This is a genomic window from Herbaspirillum aquaticum (assembly GCF_002213425.1).
GTDB lineage: Bacteria > Pseudomonadota > Gammaproteobacteria > Burkholderiales > Burkholderiaceae_D > Herbaspirillum > Herbaspirillum aquaticum.
Map to the genome: position 1 here is coordinate 55068 of NZ_NJGV01000008.1, position 19448 is coordinate 74515.

The window sequence follows — 19448 nt, forward strand, 5'->3', positions numbered from 1 at the left end:
AAGGTGCTCGCCTTCGGCTTTTTCATTCATGTCCTGCACGGATGTCGCTGGCGATGCGGCCAGCCTGAGCGTTACCGGTCGACTTCACACACCTTCCGGTCATTCTCATAAAACACCACCGGCCCCGTCGTGAATCGTTCCTTGGGAATGGCCACCATCAGGTAATCCTTGATGCGATACGAAGCACCGGAAGCCGGTGCACGATAGAGATAGTTCAGGCGTAGAGTGCCGTCGCGCAGATGCAGCGACAAGGGCGTGAAGACATGGGGGCGTTCGGCCGCATCCGGGGCGCTCATGCTGCGCGCGACCACCAGGTATTGCTTGCGCTCGAAATGATCAGCCGAGGGGCCGAAGGGACGCTTGTCGTTCATCACCGGGGCCGGCTGCATCCAGCGGTCCCATTCGGCGCGGCTGCGGATCAGGGCACAGAAGACCGGCTGACGCTGCTCATCCCAGTTCTTCAGGAAACCCTGGTAGGAACCGCTGAGAATGGTCTTGTAAGGGACTACCGTCGGGTCCTCGGCTTCCGTCCACGGCATCACCGAACATCCCGACATGGCCACCAGCACCGTGCCACCCACGATCCACTGCATGCTTTCCCTGATCGACTTGCGCATTCGTTTCCCCCAAGAAGCTTAGCATTTAAACATGTCTTGCCCGGTGCTGGCGAGAATTCCTTGCATCTTCGTCAAAGTCCCGCCCGGCGGGAGCCAGCCATGCTGCTGCTCAGAGCCCGTGCGGCCGCTTTGGTTCAGCGGCATACCGGCCTTTACCTTTGTGGAGCCGGGTATGCGATTTGCGTGATAATGCGGGGTCCGGAAGGCGGCTATGCTGGCGCGGCGAGGTGTCGCGCGGCTCCATCGGGTCTCAACCCGCGCCCGCCTTCCCTGTTCCAGCCATTTTTGAAGGGTCGTTTCCATGAGCTCAGCTGTCATTTCTTCTTCCGCTACCGGCGCCGCGCTGGACGGTTTCATCGCCGGCCTGCCCAAAACCGAGCTGCACCTGCACATCGAAGGCACGCTGGAACCCGAACTGATGTTCGCCCTGGCCCAGCGCAACAACGTCGCCCTGCCCTACGCCTCGGTCGACGACCTGCGCGCGGCCTACAACTTCAGCGACCTGCAGTCCTTCCTCGATCTCTACTACGCCGGCGCCAACGTGCTGCGCACCGAACAGGATTTCTACGACATGACCGCGGCCTACATTGCCCGCGCGCAAGCCGACAATGTGCGCCATGCCGAGATCTTCTTCGATCCGCAAACCCACACCGAGCGCGGCATTCCCATCGCCACCGTATTCGCCGGCATTGCCGCCGCCCTGCGCGATGCGCGCCGCCGCGATGGCTTCGGCAGCGTGATGATCATGTCCTTCCTGCGCCACCTCTCGGAAGAGGACGCCTTCGCCACCCTGGAAGCGGCACTGCCGCTACGCGAGCAGTACGCCGACCTGTGGCTGGGTATCGGCCTGGACTCCTCCGAACGCGGCAACCCGCCGGAGAAGTTCGAACGCGTCTATGCGCGCTGCCGCGAACTGGGCTTCCGCCTGGTGGCCCACGCCGGTGAAGAAGGTCCGGCGGCCTACGTGATCGGCGCCCTCGACGTGCTGCACGTCGAACGCATCGACCACGGCGTGCGCAGCGAGGAAGATCCGGCCCTGATGCAGCGCCTGGCGCAACAGCGCACCCCGCTGACGGTCTGCCCCCTGTCCAACCTGAAGCTGTGCGTGGTCAAGGACATGGCCGAGCACAACCTGGCGCGCCTGCTCGATGCCGGCCTGGCCGTGACCGTCAACTCCGACGACCCGGCCTACTTCGGCGGCTACATGAACGCCAACTACCACGCCGTCGCCCGCTCGCTGAACCTCTCGCGCGAGCAGGTGCTGCAGCTGGCGCGCAATGGCATCGATGCCTGCTTCCTGTCTGACGAAGACAAGGCCACCCTGCACCAGGAGCTGGAACAGTACGCCGCCAGCCACTGAGCCCGCCGCAGCCCGCCACACCGCGCCCGGCCCCGTGCCGGGCGTTTTCTTTTCATATCCCCTGCGGTCAAGCACGCTTCTTGCATAGCCGTGACAGGGGATTGGCGACGGTCCGGCCCGTCTTTTGCAGCGCGCCACCGACACCATTGACCACCCGTTTTTGCCGCAATCGTACGCACGGATTGACAACAATTTCTGGAATAAAGATTACGCCATGCAGCACGCGGTACACCATTGTTCACAAGGGAAATTTGCCCCGTCGGCGCTGCGCCGCAGCATCGAAAGTCGCGCAGACAGTGACCCAAAGAGGGTCACAGGGCATTCTTTTTGGTGCAGAATGAGCCCCGTTTTGTTGCAAATCCATTTTCAGATTGTTGACGATCCATGCGCCTCGTTGTTGACCGGCAAGACCTTCCAGACAGTCATTCCAGCCAGAGCATGAGCATCATGAACAAAGCCAGCAAAACCGCACGCCCCCCTGCCGCCCCGGCCCGCGCCAGTGCGCGCGAGCGCGAAAGCACGGGAGCGGTCGAGGAGAGGATGTACCAGGACATCTATGACGCGATCATGGAGCACCGCCTGCCGCCGCGTACCAAGCTGACCGAGCAGACCCTGTGCCAGATCTACGACACGGCCCGCCACACGGTGCGCAAGGTGCTCTCGCGCCTGGCCTCGGAGGGCATGGTGGACCTGGAAGCCAACCGAGGCGCCTTCATCGCCAGCCCTTCGCATGCCGAGGTGCGCGACATGTTCGAGTTGCGCAACATCCTCGAACATGCGGTGCTGGAGAAGGTCGGGCGCGAGGCCGGCACACGCCAGATCGCCGGCTTGCGGCGCATGGTGGAGGAAGAGCGGGATTGCTACCTGAACGGTGACCGGCCGCGCTGGATCCGGCTTTCCGCCCAGTTCCACCTGGCGCTGGCGGAGCTGACCGGCAATGCGCTATTGGTGGACACCTTGCGCAAGCTGGTCTCGCGCACCACGCTGATGATCGCCAAGACGGAGGCGCCGGGTCACAACGCCTGCTCCTTCGATGAACACGAGACCGTGCTGGAAGCGCTGGAAAAAGGCGATGTCGCCGCTGCCCAGTCGCATATGGCACATCACTTGCATTTGTGCGAGGACCGGGTACGGCCGGATGCGGATGACCAGTTCGATCTGCGTGCCGTGCTCGGCAAGGGACTGTGACCCACGGGCCGGCGCGCACACCCTGATTTTCCCGCCAGGGAGGATCAGGAAGATGGAAGAAGGAAGTGAGAAACAAACAGGGCCACGTCGCGCGGCCACATGCAATACCGACCGTGTGACCACCACCATGCCGACAAGAGCATGCAGGAAGTCCGTTGAACAGCCCGGCTGCGGCCGGGCGTGATTCGCTTCACCCCACCTTTCTCTTTGATGGAGACCGGCCATGACTACCGACGCTTCCCCCTCTGCTGCACCCGGCGCCTATATCGCCGGCGCCGACGATGCGCGCCTGACCAATGAAGACCTTGCCCCGCTGAAGAAACAGACCTGGGGTTCCTACAACATCTTTGCCTTCTGGATGTCCGACGTGCACAGCGTGGGCGGCTACGTGTTTGCCGGCAGCCTGTTCGCCCTGGGCCTGACCAGCTGGCAGGTGCTGATCTCGCTGCTGATCGGCATCAGCATCGTTTACCTGCTCTGCAACCTGGTAGCGCGTCCCAGCCAGGCGCATGGCGTGCCCTATCCGGTGATGAGCCGCCTGTCCTTTGGCGTGCTGGGCGCCAATGTCCCGGCCATGATCCGCGGCCTGATCGCGGTGGCCTGGTACGGCATCCAGACCTACCTGGCCTCAGCCGCCTTCGTGGTGGTGGTGCTGAAGTTCTTCCCGGAATTGAAGCCTTATGCCGATGTCCACGTGCACTCCTTCGCCGGTCTCTCCACCCTGGGCTGGGGCGGCTTCCTGCTGCTGTGGGTGTTGCAGGCGCTGGTGTTCTGGAACGGCATGGAGACCATCAAGAAGTTCATCGACTTTGCCGGTCCGGCGGTCTATGTGGTCATGTTCATCCTGGCGGGCTGGATGATCTACAAGGCTGGCTGGCAGAACGTGGGCCTGAACCTGGGCGAGATCAAGTACAGCGGCTGGGCGGCGGTCTCGATGATGATCACGGCGATCTCGCTGGTGGTGTCCTACTTCTCCGGGCCGATGCTCAACTTCGGCGACTTCTCCCGCTACTGCCATACTTTCGCCGATGTGAAGCGCGGCAACTTCTGGGGCCTGCCGGTCAACTTCCTGGCCTTCTCGATAGTCACGGTGGTGACGACTTCTGCCACCATCGCCGTGTTTGGCGAGCTGATTACCGACCCGGTGGAAACCGTCTCGCGCATCGACAGCACCACGGCTGCGGTGATCGGCGCGCTGACCTTCCTGACGGCCACCATCGGCATCAACATCGTGGCCAACTTCGTCTCGGCCGCCTTCGATTTCTCCAACCTCTCGCCCAGCCGCATCAGCTGGCGCGCCGGCGGCATGATCGCGGCCACGGCCTCGATCTTCATCACGCCCTGGAACCTGTTCGGCAATCCGGAAGTGATCCATTACACGCTCGATGTGCTGGGGGGCTTCATTGGCCCGCTGTACGGCATCCTGCTGTCGGACTACTACCTGGTCAAGCAACGCCAGGTGAAGGTCGAGGATCTCTACACCATGCGTCCGGAAGGCCGTTACTGGTACACCAATGGCGTCAACCGTGATGCGGTCAAGGCGCTGGTGCTGGCCGCTGCCGTCTGCGTGGCCTGCGTGATGCTGCCGCAGCTGCGTAAAGCAGCGGACTTCTCGTGGTTCATCGGTGCGGCGCTGGGCGCGGTGTTTTACCTGATGTTCGCGCGCAAGCGTTGAGCGTCGCCGACCTGGACTTCATTGCATCAAGGAACAAGCATGCGCATCAAGCTGATCAATCCCAACACCACCATGAGCATGACGGAGGCCATGACGGCCTGTGCCCGCCAGGTGGCGGCCCCCGGCACCGAGATCACGGGCGTAAGTCCGCAGATGGGGCCGGCCTCGATCGAGAGCCACTATGACGAGGCGCTGGCCGTGCCGGGGCTGCTGCAGGAAATCGAGCAGGGTGAGCGCGAGGGCGTGGATGCCTACGTGATTGCCTGTTTCGGTGATCCTGGCTTGTCGGCGGCGCGTGAGTTGGCGCGGGGGCCGGTGATCGGGATTGCTGAAGCGGCGATGCACATGGCCAGCCTGGTCGCGCCCTCCTTTTCGGTGGTGACAACGCTGGCGCGCACCAGCGGCATGGCCTGGCACCTGGCCGAGCGTTACGGCATGCAGCGTTTTTGCCGTAACGTGCGCGCCTGCGAGATTGCGGTGCTGGAGCTGGAGAATCCGGCGTCCGATGCGCGGGCGCGCATTACCGAGGAGTGCCGGCGGGCGCTGGCCGAGGACGGGGCCGAGGCCATCGTGCTGGGCTGCGCGGGCATGGCCGACCTGTGTGCGGCCATTGGCCGCGACATTGGTGCGCCGGTGATCGATGGCGTGACCGCAGCGGTCAAGCTGGCGGAGTCGCTGGTGGCACTGGGGCTGGGCACGGCCAAGGGGGGTGAATGGGCGCGGCCCTTGCCCAAGGCTTATCATGGATTGCTCAGCGGTTTTGCACGTGTGTGATTTTTCCTGCGGCGCTGTGGTCGGGCGCTGCGATTTCCTTTCTTGACAGCCAAACGAAGAACTTATGTCACAGCAACAAACTTACCCTCGCGACCTGGCCGGCTACGGCCGCAATCCGCCGCACGCGCGCTGGCCTGGCCAGGCGCGGGTGGCTTTGCAATTCGTGCTCAATTATGAAGAAGGCGGCGAGAATTGCGTCTTGCATGGCGATCCTGCGTCGGAGCAATTCCTTTCCGAGATCGTGGGGGCGGCGGCTTATCCGGCGCGGCACATGTCGATGGAATCGATTTACGAATATGGGTCGCGGGTGGGGGTGTGGCGCATCCTGCGCGAGTTCGAGAAGCGTGGTCTGCCGATGACGATCTTTGGCGTAGCGACGGCCTTGCAGCGTTCGCCTGATGTGACCCAGGCGTTCCAGGAATTGGGGCATGAGATCGCTTGCCATGGCTTGAAGTGGATTCACTACCAGAACATGGATATCGAGACCGAGCGGGCGCATATGCGGGAGGCGGTGCAGATTTTCCGTGAGCTCACCGGGAGCGCGCCGCTGGGCTGGTATACGGGGCGGGATTCGCCCAATACGCGGCAGCTGGTGGTGGAGCATGGGGGCTTTGCCTATGACTCCGATTACTACGGGGATGATCTGCCGTTCTGGACTGAAGTGGAGACCAGCGATGGAGTGAAGGCGCCGCATCTGGTGGTGCCTTACACGTTGGATTCCAATGACATGCGGTTTGCTACGCCGCAGGGGTTCAATACCAGCGAGCACTTCTACCAGTACCTGAAAGATAGCTTCGACGTGCTCTATGAAGAGGGTGAAGAGGCGCCGAAGATGCTGTCCATCGGGATGCATTGCCGCTTGCTTGGGCGGCCTGGGCGGTTCCGCGCCCTGCAGCGCTTCCTGGATTATGTGCAGTCACATGACAAGGTCTGGATCTGCCGGCGGATTGATATCGCTGAACACTGGAAGAAGACGCATCCGTTTTCCGAACGCTGATTTATTCTTTTTTGGAATTGGTCTGTGCCGCCCTTGGGTTTTGTCCTTGGGCGGTATTTCTTTGTCGGCGTTGGTTTTGTGGTTTGGGGTAGTCTGCACAGATTGCTTTCCTGCGCTCTAGCTTAATTCTTATCTTTCTCCGGTCGGAAGGACGCGCCGGGGGCGGCCCGGCAGCCGCTCACTTTTCTTGTCTCGCCAAGAAAAGTAAGCAAATGAAGGCGACCGCAACTCCGCCGCCCTCCTTCGGAGGGTCCCCGCTTCAGGAGCCAATAAAACGGGAAAAATAAAGTCGCTTCGCTCCGGTTATTTTTCTGATCCGTTTTATTGGCTCCTGAAGCGGCGGCGCAGATGCGGACAGCCGAAACGGCTCGCCTTCGGCATCGCAATACCTCCGACTCGCCTGCGGCTTTGCCTTGCCGTTCTTTAGCCTTCGATACGTCGCTGCGCGACTACTCAGGACGACCGAAGGGAAATTATTTACACAAAAGCCAAAAACAAAAAAGGAAAATCCCAAAACCCGGAACGGGAGTGGGAACGATCAAAAGGTCGATGCCACAGGCGAGCCAACCCAAAGCCGAAGGCGAGTCGGAGACGCTGCGAGGCCGAAGGCGAGCCCGTGGAGGTTGCCGTCCCCATAGAGCCAGCCGTCGCAGCGGAGCGAAAAGTGGATCAGAAGGATAGTCGGAGCGAAGCGACTCTATCCTTCCCACTTTTCGCTTCGCTGCGACGGGGACCCTCCGAAGGAGGGCTGGCTCTTTGGGGTCGCCTTCTTTTGCTTACTTTTCTTGGCGAGACAAGAAAAGTGAGCGGCTGCCGGGCCGCCCCCGGCGCGTCCTTCCGACCGGAGAGAGATAAGAATTAAGCTAGAGCGCAGGAAAGCAATCCGTGCAGACTGCCCCAAACAGAACAACCAGAAAAGCCCGCAGCCAAGACAACCCCACACTCAACAAATCACTTAACGGGAGCGCCGCTTTCGAACCACTTGCCAATGATGGCGCGTTCAGCGTCGGTGATCTGGGTCATGTTCCCTAAAGGCATGGCCTTCTGCACGACAGCCTGTTGATAGATCTGCTGAGCGTGCTGGGAGATATGTTCAGGCGAATCGAGCAGAACGCCCTTGCCGGGCACCGGCATGAGGGTAGGTTTGGCGGCATGGCACTGGATGCATCGCGCCTGGATCACTTGCTGGACTTGGGCAAACGACCCTGCGGCCACAGCGTCGCCAGCAGGAGCAGCGGATGAAGCCTCAGCAGAAGGAGAAGGAGCAACAGCCGCCACAGGTTTGGATTGCATGGCAGGACTCATCCACAAGATCACCGCCAGCAGCAGCGCAACAGCAATCCCCGGATACCACCAGTTATAAACCCCCTTGTGCCGCAACACGAAGAACTGCCGGATCAAGGCACCGGCCGCCATGATGCACAACAGGACCACCCAGTTATGCGGCGCGCTATAGGTCATGCTGTAGTGATTGGACAGCATGGCAAACAGCACCGGCAAGGTGAAGTAGGTATTGTGGACACTACGCTGCTTGCCGCGCTTGCCATGAATCGGATCGGGCGCTTGCCCGGCCCGCATGGAAGCCACCATCTTGCGCTGCCCCGGAATGATCCACACCAGCACATTCGCGCTCATGATGGTGGCCAGGGAAGCCCCGCTGATGAGGAAAGCCGCCCGCCCCGAAAACAGATGGCAAGCCGCCCAAACAGAAACGATCACCTGCAAGCCGACCAGCAGGTTGACCAGCCGATCCGCCCCTGGCCGATCCCCGATGGTGCTGCAGATCGCGTCATAGATCAGCCAGTTGAAGACCAGGAAGGCAATCGCCGTTCCGCCCGCCATCGACGCCGACATGTCGAACACATTGCGATCGACCAAAAAGACGTTCGCATTGAAGAGATACAGCAGCGAAAACAAGGCAAAGCCAGACAGCCACGTGCTGTAAGACTCCCAATAAAACCAGTGCAGATGCTCCGGCAACACCTTGGGTGCAAGAAGATACTTTTGCGGATTGTAGAAACCGCCGCCATGCACCGCCCACAACTCGCCCCCGACACCCTTCTCCTTGAGCTCCGGATCGGTCGGCGCCACCAGGCTGTTGTCCAGCCAAACGAAATAGAAGGAAGAACCGATCCACGCAATCGCCGTGATCACGTGCAGCCAGCGCAGCAGCAAGTTCAGCCAGTCAAGTAGGTATGCTTCCATGATGCTCCGCTCTCAAATCCCTGTGGATGACGAAGGCCGCAACGCGCAAACCCCCATCCTGTTCAAAACCCAGCAATTAGATATCAGCCTGGCCGATACCTCATGCCTGAAAACTTATAGCCAACATATGACAAACCACATAGCACCCTGGGTGCCACCGGCCAGCCACAGTGTAGCCAATTCCCGGCCAACGGCGAGCACCCAATAAAAATGCCGGATCCGAAGACCCGGCATCGCCATGATGCTGCAAGCAGCCGGATCAACCGGACTTAGAAGTGATACTCGGCGCGCACCATCGGGGTCTTGGCCAGCGAACCCGGCACGTTGTGCGGGTTGCCGAACTTGTTGCGCCAGTACTGGTATTCCAGGCCCACGCGCAACTTGTTCTTGCCCATGCCCATCGAAGTACCCAGGTCATACATGACCTGACCGTCGAAGTTGAGTTCGGGCGCGGTCGGACCACCAAACTCGTTCTTGCCCTTGGCGGCGATATAGTTCGTGTAGCCTTCGAAGGCCCAGCCCGAACTACCCAGCGGAATGCCCCAGGCCAGGTTCAGCATCGGGTGGGTATCGTACTCATAACGGCTTGTCACACCGATGGGCTTGTTGCTTTCGAACAGCGCCAGAATGCTGATGTTCAGGAAGCCAGGCACATCCATCATCAGGGTCGGGCCAACCACCCACATGCGCTTCTTGGAGGCGTAGCTGTTGTCGTTCTTGGTGTTCCAGTCAAAGCCCAGGGTCAGACCGACACCACGTGCCGGGCCGAAGGAAAGGTCCTTGCCGCTGATCTTGCCGATATCCAGCGTATTGCGATAGACGACGTAGAATTCCGTGGCATTGTCATTCTTGTTGTCCGACAGCAGCATGTCGATGTTGAGGAAATTGGTGCCGTACTTGTAACCATCGGAGTGCTGCAGGTTGACGATGTTCTTGCTGATGTCCTTCGAATTGAAGGGCTCGGCAAACTTCGTGCCGTAACGGTAGCCGATCGAGGTGTCCGACCAGTCCAAGGCATGAGCCGACATGCTGATTGCGGACGAAGCAACCACGGCTGCCATCATCCAGTACTTCCCCTTGATACCCTTCTTCATAAGTTTCTCCCTGTATTGCTAATCTAAAAAATGGCTGTTGAACCGGAGACCGGTTCGCATCCTGCGGCGTCCTGCACTCTCCCCGCCACAGCAGCGACTCCGGTACCCCTCGTGTGCTTGCCCTCGTCAAATAAGGTCTGGCAAATTGCTGACAGCATTGCCGACACCCGCACCGACGGCAGCGTTTACGCAAAGCCCGTGCCAGCCCCCAAGCCGGCACTTTGCGCGCGCAATCGCACCCACCAAAAGTAGCGAATCCATCGCTCCCAAAGCGAGCCGCGCAACGCTGCATCGAGCGCTGCGCCCTGCGCGCCGGGGCGCAATCCTAGCCGAGTCCGGGCACTTTCCCAAGCCCTCATGCAGGAGTTAGTTGCATGGCGGCTCGCATTGTCGACAATCGCGACAACCAGGTACGCGCGGACAAAAACTGCCAGGAGGCGCATGCCGCCTGCCTTACAGCGCCGTAAGCCAAATTTTTTTAGTGCATTTTTTTCTACTTAGGTGCAGGCAAGCACCAAATTGTCGCAAATGGATTTTTTGATTGTCGACAAAAAGAAAAGCGGATGTCGATCATCCGCAGGGCCCTTGCCGACCGCCTGGCCCCTGCCGCGCCCGGCAAAGCAGAGCAGACGCGAACCGCAGGCTGGCTTGGCACATTAAATGCTATTGAAGCCCTGGGATCTGACATTCAAACGAACAAGGAAGGAAGTCCATCGTGCATTCCAGCAAGCTCTTCAAACTCGGCACCACCGTTCTCGGCCTGGTATTGGCCGCCAGCTCCTCGCTGGCGCTGGCACAGGAAACCAAGGTCAAGTTCCAGCTGGACTGGCGCTTCGAAGGGCCGGCAGCCCTGTTCCTGGTAGCCAAGTCCAAGGGTTACTTCGCGCAGGAAAAACTGGATGTCACCATCGACGCCGGCAACGGCTCCGGCAATGCGGTCAACCGCGTGGCCTCCGGCACCTATGACATGGGCTTCGCCGACATGGCCGCCCTGATGGAATTCACGGCCAACAACCCCGATGCACCGGGCAAGCCGGTGGCCGTGATGATGGTCTACAACGACACCCCGGCCGCGGTGTTCTCGCTCAAGAAATCCGGCATCAAGAAACCGGCAGACCTGGCCGGCAAGAAGCTGGGCGCGCCGGTGTTCGACGCCGGGCGCCGCGCCTACCCGATCTTTGCCAAGGCCAACGGCCTCGATGCCACCAAGGCGCAGTGGACCAGCATGGACCCGCCGCTGCGCGAAACCATGCTGGCGCGCGGCGATGTGGATGCCATCACCGGTTTCTATTTCACCTCGCTGCTGAACCTCAACGCCCGCGGCATCAAGGATGAAGACATCAACGTGATGATGTACCCGGACTACGGCGTGCGCCTGTACGGCAATACCATCATCGCCTCCGAGACCATGGTCAAGCAGAAGCCGGAGGCCATCAAGGGCTTCCTGCGCGCCTTCGCCAAGGCCAGCCGCGACGTGATGGCCAATCCGGAAGCCGCCATCAAGGTCCTGAAGGAACGCGATGGCCTCATCGACGAGAAGCTGGAGCTGCGCCGCCTGAAGCTGGCCATCGCCAGCGCCATCGCCACGCCCCATGCCAAGTCGGAAGGCTATGGCCAGGTCTACGGTCCGCGCCTCACGCTCATGGCTTCGCAAGTCTCGGACGCCTACGGCACCAAGACCCGCGTCAATGCCGACAAGATCTGGAACGGCAGCTTCCTGCCGGCCAAGGCCGAGCTGGACGTGTTCCCCAAGTAAATCATTTATATCGTTCATTCGATTCATCTCATCTCATTTCTGGCCGACTGCATTCATGAGCGAACCCTTCGTCGATTTCCGCCACGTCTACCTGGCCTATGATGGCGCCGCCGAATTTGCGGTGGAAGACATCGACCTGCAGACCCGTGCAGGCGAGTTCATCGCCATCGTCGGGCCGTCCGGCTGCGGCAAGTCCACTTTCATGAAGCTGGCCACGGGCTTGAAGCAACCCAATCGCGGCAGCGTCGTCATCAACGGCCAGACGGTCACGGGGCCGCTCAAGTTCGTGGGCATGGCCTTCCAGGCCCCGACCCTGTTGCCCTGGCGCACCACGCTGGAAAACGTGCTGCTGCCGCTGGAGATCGTCGAACCCTATCGGCGCGACTTCAAGCAGAAGAAGGCCGAGTACACCGAACGTGCCCTCAAGTTGCTCAAGACCGTGGGGCTGGACGGCTATGCCGACAAATTCCCCTGGCAACTCTCGGGTGGCATGCAGCAGCGCGCCTCGATCTGCCGCGCGCTGATCCATGAGCCCAAGATGCTGCTGCTGGACGAACCCTTCGGCGCGCTCGATGCCTTCACCCGCGAAGAACTGTGGTGCGTGCTGCGCGACCTGTGGGCCGAGCGCCGCTTCAACGTCATCCTGGTCACGCATGACCTGCGCGAGGCGGCCTTCCTGGCCGACACCATCTACGTGATGAGCAAGCGCCCGGGGCGTATCGTGGTGCGGCGGGAAAATCCGCTGCCGCGCCCCTGTCCGCTGGAAACCACCTATACCGACGGCTTCAACGCGCTGGTGCATGAACTGCGCGAGCACATCGGCCACGTGCGCAATACCTGACCCTCACACGGCCCGGCCAAGGAAACTCATGAAAACTCCGTTCAACGGCAAACTCAACCGCGCCGCCACCACGCTGGCTCCCTGGTTCCTGCTGCTCGCCATCCTGGGCGTGTGGCAGTTCATCTGCAGCGTGTGGCAGGTCTCCGACTTCATCTTCCCCAGCCCCGCCTCCATCCTGCAGGCCATGGTGGATTACGCCGGGCCGATCACCGAACACGCCCTCTCCACCTTTTGGGTCACCATGGTGGGCTTTGCCATTGCGGTGGTGGTCGGTGTGACGCTGGGCTTCGTGATCGGCTCTTCACCCATGCTCTATGCCGCCGCCTATCCGCTCATGACGGCCTTCAATGCCTTGCCCAAGGCGGCTTTCGTGCCGGTGCTGGTGGTCTGGTTCGGTATCGGCGCGGGGCCGGCCATCCTGACCGCTTTCCTGATCTCCTTCTTCCCCATCATGGTCAACATCGCCACCGGCCTGGCCACGCTGGAACCGGAGCTGGAAGACGTCTTGCGCGTGCTGGGCGCACGCCGCATGGACATCCTGCTCAAGGTCGGCCTGCCGCGTTCGATGCCGTATTTCTTTGCCTCGCTCAAAGTGGCCATCACGCTGGCCTTCGTGGGCTCGACCGTGTCCGAGATGAATGCCTCCAACCAGGGCATCGGCTACCTGCTGGTCTCGGCCGGCTCCTCGATGAAGATGCCGCTGGCCTTTGCCGGGCTGGTGGTGATCGGGGCCATGGCCATGGCCATGTACGAACTGTTCGCCATCATCGAGAAACGCACCACCGGCTGGGCGCATCGGGGAAAATGAGATAAATCGGGCGATTACGCCGCAACAGGGGCGGAAAACCCGGCAAAAGCGGTATGCGGCGCGGCGCAATTTGTCTATGATGTCGCGCGTGCGAGCCGCTGGGGGCGCTCGCGGCGGCCGCAGGCACGCGGACCGCCTTGCATTTGGACATGACCAACCTCATCACCACAGGGAAATCACGTGAGCGCAGTTCCACTCCGTCTTGAAATCAGCCATGTGCGCAAGGCCTATCCGGGCGTGCTGGCCAATGACGATGTCAGCCTGGCCGTTGCGCCCGGCGAGATCCACGCCGTACTCGGGGAGAACGGCGCGGGCAAGTCCACCCTGATGAAGATCATCTTCGGTGCGGTCAAGCCGGATGCCGGTGAACTGCGCTGGAACGGTGAGACGGTGCAGATCGCCAATCCGCAGGTGGCGCGCAAGCTGGGCATTGCGATGGTGTTCCAGCATTTCTCGCTGTTCGATACGCTGACCGTGACCGAGAACATCGCCCTGGGCCTGGACGCCAAGACCGATCTCAAGGAACTGGCCGAACGCATCACCCGCACCGGCGAAAAATACGGGCTGGAGCTGGACCCGCAGCGCCATGTGCATACCCTGTCGGTCGGGGAACGCCAGCGCGTGGAAATCGTGCGCGCGCTGCTGACCGAACCGCAATTGCTGATCCTGGACGAGCCGACCTCGGTGCTCACGCCCCAGGCGGTGGAAAAACTCTTCGTGACGCTGCGCCGCCTGGCCGATGAGGGCTGCAGCATTCTTTACATCAGCCACAAGCTCGACGAAATCCGCGCGCTGTGCCACAGCGCCACCGTCATGCGCGGTGGCCGCGTGACCGGCAACTGCGATCCGCGCAATGAAAGCAGCGCCAGCCTCTCGCGCATGATGATCGGTGATGAGCTGGTGCGCCTGCAGCGCGAGCGCAATCCCGATTCGCTGCGCAATGAGCGCAAGCTGCACGTCAATCGTCTTTCGCTGCCCAAGGCGCACCTGTTTGCGACCGAACTGAAGGACATCGAATGCGAAGTGCGCGCCGGTGAAATCGTCGGCATCGCCGGGGTCTCGGGCAATGGCCAGCAGGAATTGCTGGCGGCGCTGTCCGGCGAAGACCAGCGCGCCGCGCCCAACATGATCATGCTGGCCGGCAAGGCGGTGGGAGACCTCTCGCCCAATCCGCGCCGCGCAGCGGGCCTGGGCCTGGTGCCGGAAGAACGCCTGGGGCGCGGTGCCGTGCCGACGCTTTCGCTCACCGCCAACATGCTGCTGTCGCACCAGAAAGCGCCCTACGTGAAGCGCGGCATGATCGATTTCGGTTTCACGCGGCGTGCTGCGGCGTCCATCATCGAACGCTTCAAGGTCAAGGCGGCCGGACCGGATGCACCGGCCAAGAGCCTGTCGGGCGGCAACCTGCAGAAATTCATCGTCGGCCGCGAAATGGAACGCAAACCCGCCGTCTTCGTGGTGGCCCAGCCGACCTGGGGGGTGGACGTCGGTGCCGCCGCCCAGATCCACGGCGAAATCTTGAAACTGAAACAGGAAGGTTGTGCAGTGCTGGTGATCTCGGAAGAACTTGACGAATTGTTCGCATTATGTGATCGCCTGCACGTCATCGCCAAGGGGCGACTGTCGCCCTCCATCCCCATCGAACAGGCCACGCGCGAACAAGTGGGCGTGTGGATGAGCGGCTTGTGGGATGAACCGGCGGCCGCCGCTGCGGAGGTGAACCATGGCTGAACGCATGCGCTTCCCCCTGCGTCTGGAACTGCGCGGTGCGCCCTCCAAGACCATGACTTATCTGTCGCCGGTGATCGCCATCGTCGCCACCCTGTTCCTGGGGGCGTTGCTGTTCCTGGCACTGGGCAAGGATCCGCTGGCGGGCCTGAAGGTATTCCTGGTCGATCCGTTCAACGGCAAGCGCGCCATCAGCGAGCTGCTGCTCAAATCCGTACCGCTGATCCTGTGCGCGCTGGGGCTGGCGGTGTGCTTCCGCGCCAGCATCTGGAATATCGGTGCCGAAGGCCAGTTCACCGTCGGTGCGCTCTGTTCGGGGGCCATGCTGGTGTGGCTGGATGTGCCGGGACACGGCATCTCCGGCGGCATGGGGCTGGTGCTCATGATCGTGGCCGGCATCATCGGCGGTGCCTTGTGGGCGGCCATCACCGCTTACCTGCGTGACCAGTTCAATGCCAATGAAATCCTGGTCTCGCTGATGCTGACCTATGTGGCGCAGCTGCTGCTGATGTGGGCCGTCAATGGTCCGCTGAAGGATCCCAATGGCATGAATTTCCCGCAATCGAAGGTGTTCTCCAGCGAATTCATGCTGCCCATGCTGATGTCGGGCACGCGCCTGCATATCGGCTTTGCGGTGGCCATCGTCGCAGCCATCCTGATGGCCATCTTCATGATGCGCAGCCTGCGCGGCTTCTCGCTCATGGTCGGTGGCGTGGCGCCGCATGCGGCGCGCTATGCGGGCTTCTCGGCACGTTCGGCCTTGTGGGTCTCGCTGCTGATCTCGGGTGCCTTTGCCGGACTGGCCGGCGCCTTCGAGATCGCCGGTCCGATCGGGCAGCTGCTGCCGTCGGTGTCGCCGGGCTATGGGTTCGCCGCCATCATCGTGGCCTTCATCGGCCGCCTGCATCCGGTCGGCGCCATCCTGGGCGGGCTGATCATGTCGTTGCTGTACCTGGGCGGCGAGCTGGCGCAGTCGCGCCTGGGCCTGCCCTCGGCCATCACGGGCGTGTTCCAGGGCATGCTGCTGTTCCTGCTGCTGGCCTGCGATACGCTCATCGATTACCGCCTGGCGTGGAAAAAGAAAGTCTAAGGAATCAGGACAGGACATGGAACAACTCGCTCCTCTCATCGCAGCCTCCATCAATGCCGGCACACCCTTGCTGCTGGCGGCCATCGGGCTGTTGATCAATGAACGCTCCGGCGTGCTCAACCTGGGTGCCGAAGGCATGATGCTGGTGGCGGCCATCGCCGGTTTCGCGGTCGGCTATGCCACCAAGAGCCCGCTCCTGGGCTTTGTCGCCGGTGCCGTCTGCGGCATGCTGATGGCCACGCTCTTTGCCTGGCTGGCGCTGCGCCTGGCCACCAACCAGGTCGCCACCGGCCTGGCGCTGTCGATCTTCGGGGCCGGCCTGTCGGCCTTCGTCGGCCAGCGCTTCGTGGGCCTGGCCCTGCCGGCGCAACCGAATTCGATTCCGCTGCTGGGGGATATTCCCTTCCTCGGCAAGGCGCTGTTCCACCAGCACTGGATGAGCTATGTCGCCTTCGCGCTGTGCCTGGCCAGCATCTGGTTCCTGTATCGCACACGGGCCGGGCTGGTCCTGCGCGCCGTGGGCGAGTCGCCGGAATCGGCGCATGCGCTGGGCTATTCGGTGCGCGGCATCCGCTACCTGGCGCTGCTGTTCGGGGGCGCCTGCTGCGGCCTGGCGGGTGCCTACATGTCGCTGGTCTATACCCCGATGTGGGTCGAGGGCCTGGTGGCCGGACGCGGCTGGATCGCGCTGGCCCTGACCGCCTTCGCCACCTGGCGTCCGGCACGCGTCTTGCTGGGTTCGCTGCTGTTTGGCGGCGTGACCATCGCGCAGTTCTACCTGCAGGGCATGGGGGTGACGGTGCCCTCGCAGATCCTGTCGATGGCCCCGTACCTGGCCACCATCGTGGTGCTGGCGCTGATCTCGCGCAACCCCGACTGGATCCGCCTGAACATGCCGGCGTCGCTGGGCAAGCCGTTCCGTCCGGGCGCTTCCTGAACCATTGATCTCGTTTATCTCGTTTAAATCGTTTATTCCGTTTTTGTAGCAGCACTTGCATTTATCCACTGACCTTGAGGGAGAACACAATGAAGATTTCGCGCAGGGCATCCTTGACGATGCTCGCCACCCTGGCCGCAGCAACCCTGATCGGTTGCGGCAAGAAGGAAGAACCTGCTGCCGCCGCGCCCGCTGCTGCGCCGGCTGCCGCCGCACCGGCGGCTGATCCGCTGAAGGTCGCCTTCGTCTACATCGGCCCGGTCGGTGACGCCGGCTGGACCTTCGCGCATGACAAGGGCCGCAAGGCAGTCGAAGAAAAGTTCGGCGACAAGGTCAAGACCACCTTCGTGGAAAACATTCCTGAATCCGCAGCGGACGCCGAGCGCGTCTTCCGCCAGCTGGCCACCGACGGCAACAAGCTGATCTTCGGCACCACCTTCGGCTACATGGAAGCCATGCTCAAGGTCGCCAAGGAATTCCCGGATGTGAAGTTCGAACACGCCACCGGCTTCAAGACCGCCGACAACCTGGCGCAATACGATGTGCGCACCTATGAAGGCGCTTACCTGGCCGGCGTGGTCGCGGGCAAGATGAGCAAGTCCGGCAAGCTGGGCGTGGTGGCTTCGGTGCCGATTCCTGAAGTGATCCGCAACATCGACTCCTTCACCCTGGGTGCGCGTTCGGTCAACCCGAAGGCCACCACCGCCGTGGTCTGGGTCAACAAGTGGTTCGATCCGGGCAAGGAACGTGAAGCCGCCACCACCCTGATCGGCCAGGGCGTGGACGTGCTGATGCAGAACACCGACTCCGCCGCCGTGGTACAGACCGCGCAGGAAAAGGGCGTGTATGCCTTCGGCTGGGACAGCGACATGACCAGCTTCGGCCCCAAGGCCCACCTGGCTGCTTCCATGATCAACTGGGGCGTGTATTACACGGCGCGCGTGCAAGCCGTGCTGGATGGCTCGTGGAAGAGCAGCACCAGCTGGATCGGCCTGAAGGAAAACGGCATCGACCTGGCCGCCTTCAATCCTGAACTGCCGGCCGACGTGAAGTCGCTGGTGGAAGAGCGCAAGAAGGGCATCGTCGACGGCTCGGCCCCGATCTGGAAGGGTCCGATCAAGGACAACGCCGGCAAGGAAGTGCTGGGCAAGGACGCCGTGGCCGATGACGGCTTCCTGCATGGCATCAAGTTCTACGTCGAGGGCGTGGACGGCAAGGTACCGGGCTGATTTCCGGATGGCTCCCCGGCGCTGCTGTCAGGCGGCCGGGGCAGGCTTCAAGAAAACCGCTGGCATCGTGAGGTGCCGGCGGTTTTTTTTGGCAATGTGCGCTCTCGCCGGGGCACTTTTCTCTCAGAAATCTTCACGACTGCAACTTTTGCCGAATCACCGAACAGTCTTGGCCAGCTCACCATCGGCTCGCCGAAAACCCCCGTTCCACCGCTATCGCAGCCGCATCCAGCCTGTATAATGCACACCCAAACCGGGTGGAAAGCCTGCATTTTCCTTCACTTTCCGCCGCATTGAACTACAGGATTTATGCAAAAAGCGCGCAAACCGATCGAAATCAAAATTTCCACTGTAGTTGCCATTTCGGCAATCCTGCATGAAACCGATCCGACTTCGCTGGAAAAAGCCCTGAAGGAAATGACCGGCGGCGTCGCCGATTTCTTCGAAGACGAATTCGCGGTGCTGGATATCGGCACCCTGGATGCGGCAGCCGCTGCGGCCATCGACTGGAGCGCCGTGGTGGCCCTGTTCAAGCGCTTCCGCTTGAATACGGTGGCCGTGCGCAATGCGCCGGAAGAATTGCATGGCGGCATCGTCGCCCAGGGCCTGGCCATCGACAACTCGGCGGTGGCCGGTGCCGGCACCGCCAATGCGCGGGCGCAAGAGGCGGCAGCCCAGCAAGCCGCACCAGCACCAACCCCGCCAGCCGCCCCGGTGGCTCCGCCTGCTGCCGCTGCACCCGCTCCCCAGCCCGCCCCGGCCCCGGTGGCCAACACCGTGGTGATCGACACCCCGGTGCGCGCCGGCCAGCGCATCTATGCGCGCGGCGCCGACCTGGTGGTGCTGGCCGTGGTCAACAACGGCGCCGAGCTCATTGCCGATGGCTGCATCCACGTCTACGCGCCGTTGCGCGGCCGTGCCCTGGCCGGTGCCTCGGGCAATACGAGCGCGCGCATCTTCGCTGCTTCACTGGAAGCGGAACTGGTTTCCATTGCGGGGGTCTATCGGACCTTCGAGAACGGTCATGCTCCGGAGCTCGTCGGCAAGCAGGTGCAGGTGCGCCTGCAAGGCGAACGTATCGACGTGCTGCCCATGTCGGCGTCGTAAGGCTCCGGCGTAAATCATTTAAACGAATCCAGCCGGGACCGC

General features: G+C 62.0%; 16 protein-coding genes. 13 read left to right on the forward strand and 3 right to left on the reverse strand.

What is annotated here, in order from left to right; all coding sequences use genetic code 11:
• Nucleotides 1–71: 71 nt before the first annotated feature.
• Complete coding sequence (locus CEJ45_RS10280) at nt 72–617, reverse strand: hypothetical protein (protein ID WP_088755039.1); 546 nt, start codon at nt 615–617, stop codon at nt 72–74.
• Nucleotides 618–918: 301 nt separating this feature from the next.
• On the opposite strand from CEJ45_RS10280, the gene CEJ45_RS10290 reads away from it, so the two are divergent.
• The 5 genes from CEJ45_RS10290 to puuE all read left to right on the forward strand — a co-directional run bounded on the left by CEJ45_RS10290 (nt 919) and on the right by puuE (nt 6611).
• The gene (locus tag CEJ45_RS10290; RefSeq protein ID WP_088755041.1) at nt 919–1977 is read left to right on the forward strand and encodes an adenosine deaminase; all 1059 of its coding nucleotides are present in this window, start codon (nt 919–921) and stop codon (nt 1975–1977) included.
• Between the two features lie 447 nt (nt 1978–2424).
• The gene (locus CEJ45_RS10295) at nt 2425–3165 is read left to right on the forward strand and encodes a GntR family transcriptional regulator (protein WP_088755042.1); all 741 of its coding nucleotides are present in this window, start codon (nt 2425–2427) and stop codon (nt 3163–3165) included.
• A gap of 223 nt (nt 3166–3388) precedes the next feature.
• Nucleotides 3389–4840, forward strand: coding sequence for an NCS1 family nucleobase:cation symporter-1 (locus tag CEJ45_RS10300; protein WP_088755043.1), 1452 nt, complete (start codon nt 3389–3391; stop codon nt 4838–4840).
• Between the two features lie 39 nt (nt 4841–4879).
• On the forward strand, nt 4880–5614 hold the full coding sequence (locus CEJ45_RS10305) for an aspartate/glutamate racemase family protein (RefSeq protein WP_088755044.1): 735 nt from the start codon (nt 4880–4882) through the stop codon (nt 5612–5614).
• Nucleotides 5615–5678: 64 nt separating this feature from the next.
• Nucleotides 5679–6611 (forward strand): allantoinase PuuE, encoded by a 933-nt coding sequence (gene puuE, locus CEJ45_RS10310; RefSeq protein ID WP_088755045.1) that lies wholly within the window; start codon nt 5679–5681, stop codon nt 6609–6611.
• Between the two features lie 951 nt (nt 6612–7562).
• Here puuE and CEJ45_RS10315 read toward each other — a convergent pair.
• Both CEJ45_RS10315 and CEJ45_RS10320 read right to left on the reverse strand, forming a co-directional pair.
• Nucleotides 7563–8816 (reverse strand): urate hydroxylase PuuD, encoded by a 1254-nt coding sequence (locus CEJ45_RS10315; RefSeq protein WP_088755046.1) that lies wholly within the window; start codon nt 8814–8816, stop codon nt 7563–7565.
• Between the two features lie 269 nt (nt 8817–9085).
• Complete coding sequence (locus tag CEJ45_RS10320; protein ID WP_088755047.1) at nt 9086–9910, reverse strand: outer envelope protein; 825 nt, start codon at nt 9908–9910, stop codon at nt 9086–9088.
• 715 nt (nt 9911–10625) lie between these two features.
• On the opposite strand from CEJ45_RS10320, the gene CEJ45_RS10330 reads away from it, so the two are divergent.
• The 8 genes from CEJ45_RS10330 to minC all read left to right on the forward strand — a co-directional run bounded on the left by CEJ45_RS10330 (nt 10626) and on the right by minC (nt 19406).
• On the forward strand, nt 10626–11666 hold the full coding sequence (locus CEJ45_RS10330; RefSeq protein WP_088755049.1) for an ABC transporter substrate-binding protein: 1041 nt from the start codon (nt 10626–10628) through the stop codon (nt 11664–11666).
• Nucleotides 11667–11721: 55 nt separating this feature from the next.
• Nucleotides 11722–12507, forward strand: a complete 786-nt coding sequence (locus tag CEJ45_RS10335) for an ABC transporter ATP-binding protein (protein WP_088755050.1) — start codon at nt 11722–11724, stop codon at nt 12505–12507.
• 28 nt (nt 12508–12535) lie between these two features.
• The gene (locus CEJ45_RS10340) at nt 12536–13315 is read left to right on the forward strand and encodes an ABC transporter permease (protein ID WP_088755051.1); all 780 of its coding nucleotides are present in this window, start codon (nt 12536–12538) and stop codon (nt 13313–13315) included.
• A 180-nt stretch (nt 13316–13495) separates the two neighbouring features.
• Nucleotides 13496–15046, forward strand: a complete 1551-nt coding sequence (locus tag CEJ45_RS10345) for an ABC transporter ATP-binding protein (RefSeq protein WP_088755052.1) — start codon at nt 13496–13498, stop codon at nt 15044–15046.
• Nucleotides 15039–16133: an ABC transporter permease gene (locus tag CEJ45_RS10350; RefSeq protein WP_088755053.1), complete on the forward strand. Its 1095-nt coding sequence runs from the start codon at nt 15039–15041 to the stop codon at nt 16131–16133. The genes CEJ45_RS10345 and CEJ45_RS10350 overlap by 8 nt, the downstream gene beginning before the upstream one ends.
• Nucleotides 16134–16149: 16 nt before the next feature.
• A complete protein-coding gene (locus tag CEJ45_RS10355; RefSeq protein ID WP_034332726.1) occupies nt 16150–17070 on the forward strand; it encodes an ABC transporter permease in 921 nt (306 codons plus the stop codon).
• Between the two features lie 89 nt (nt 17071–17159).
• Nucleotides 17160–18299, forward strand: coding sequence for a BMP family ABC transporter substrate-binding protein (locus CEJ45_RS10360; RefSeq protein ID WP_039783680.1), 1140 nt, complete (start codon nt 17160–17162; stop codon nt 18297–18299).
• A 309-nt stretch (nt 18300–18608) separates the two neighbouring features.
• Nucleotides 18609–19406: a septum site-determining protein MinC gene (minC, locus tag CEJ45_RS10365; protein WP_088755054.1), complete on the forward strand. Its 798-nt coding sequence runs from the start codon at nt 18609–18611 to the stop codon at nt 19404–19406.
• Nucleotides 19407–19448 lie beyond the last annotated feature (42 nt).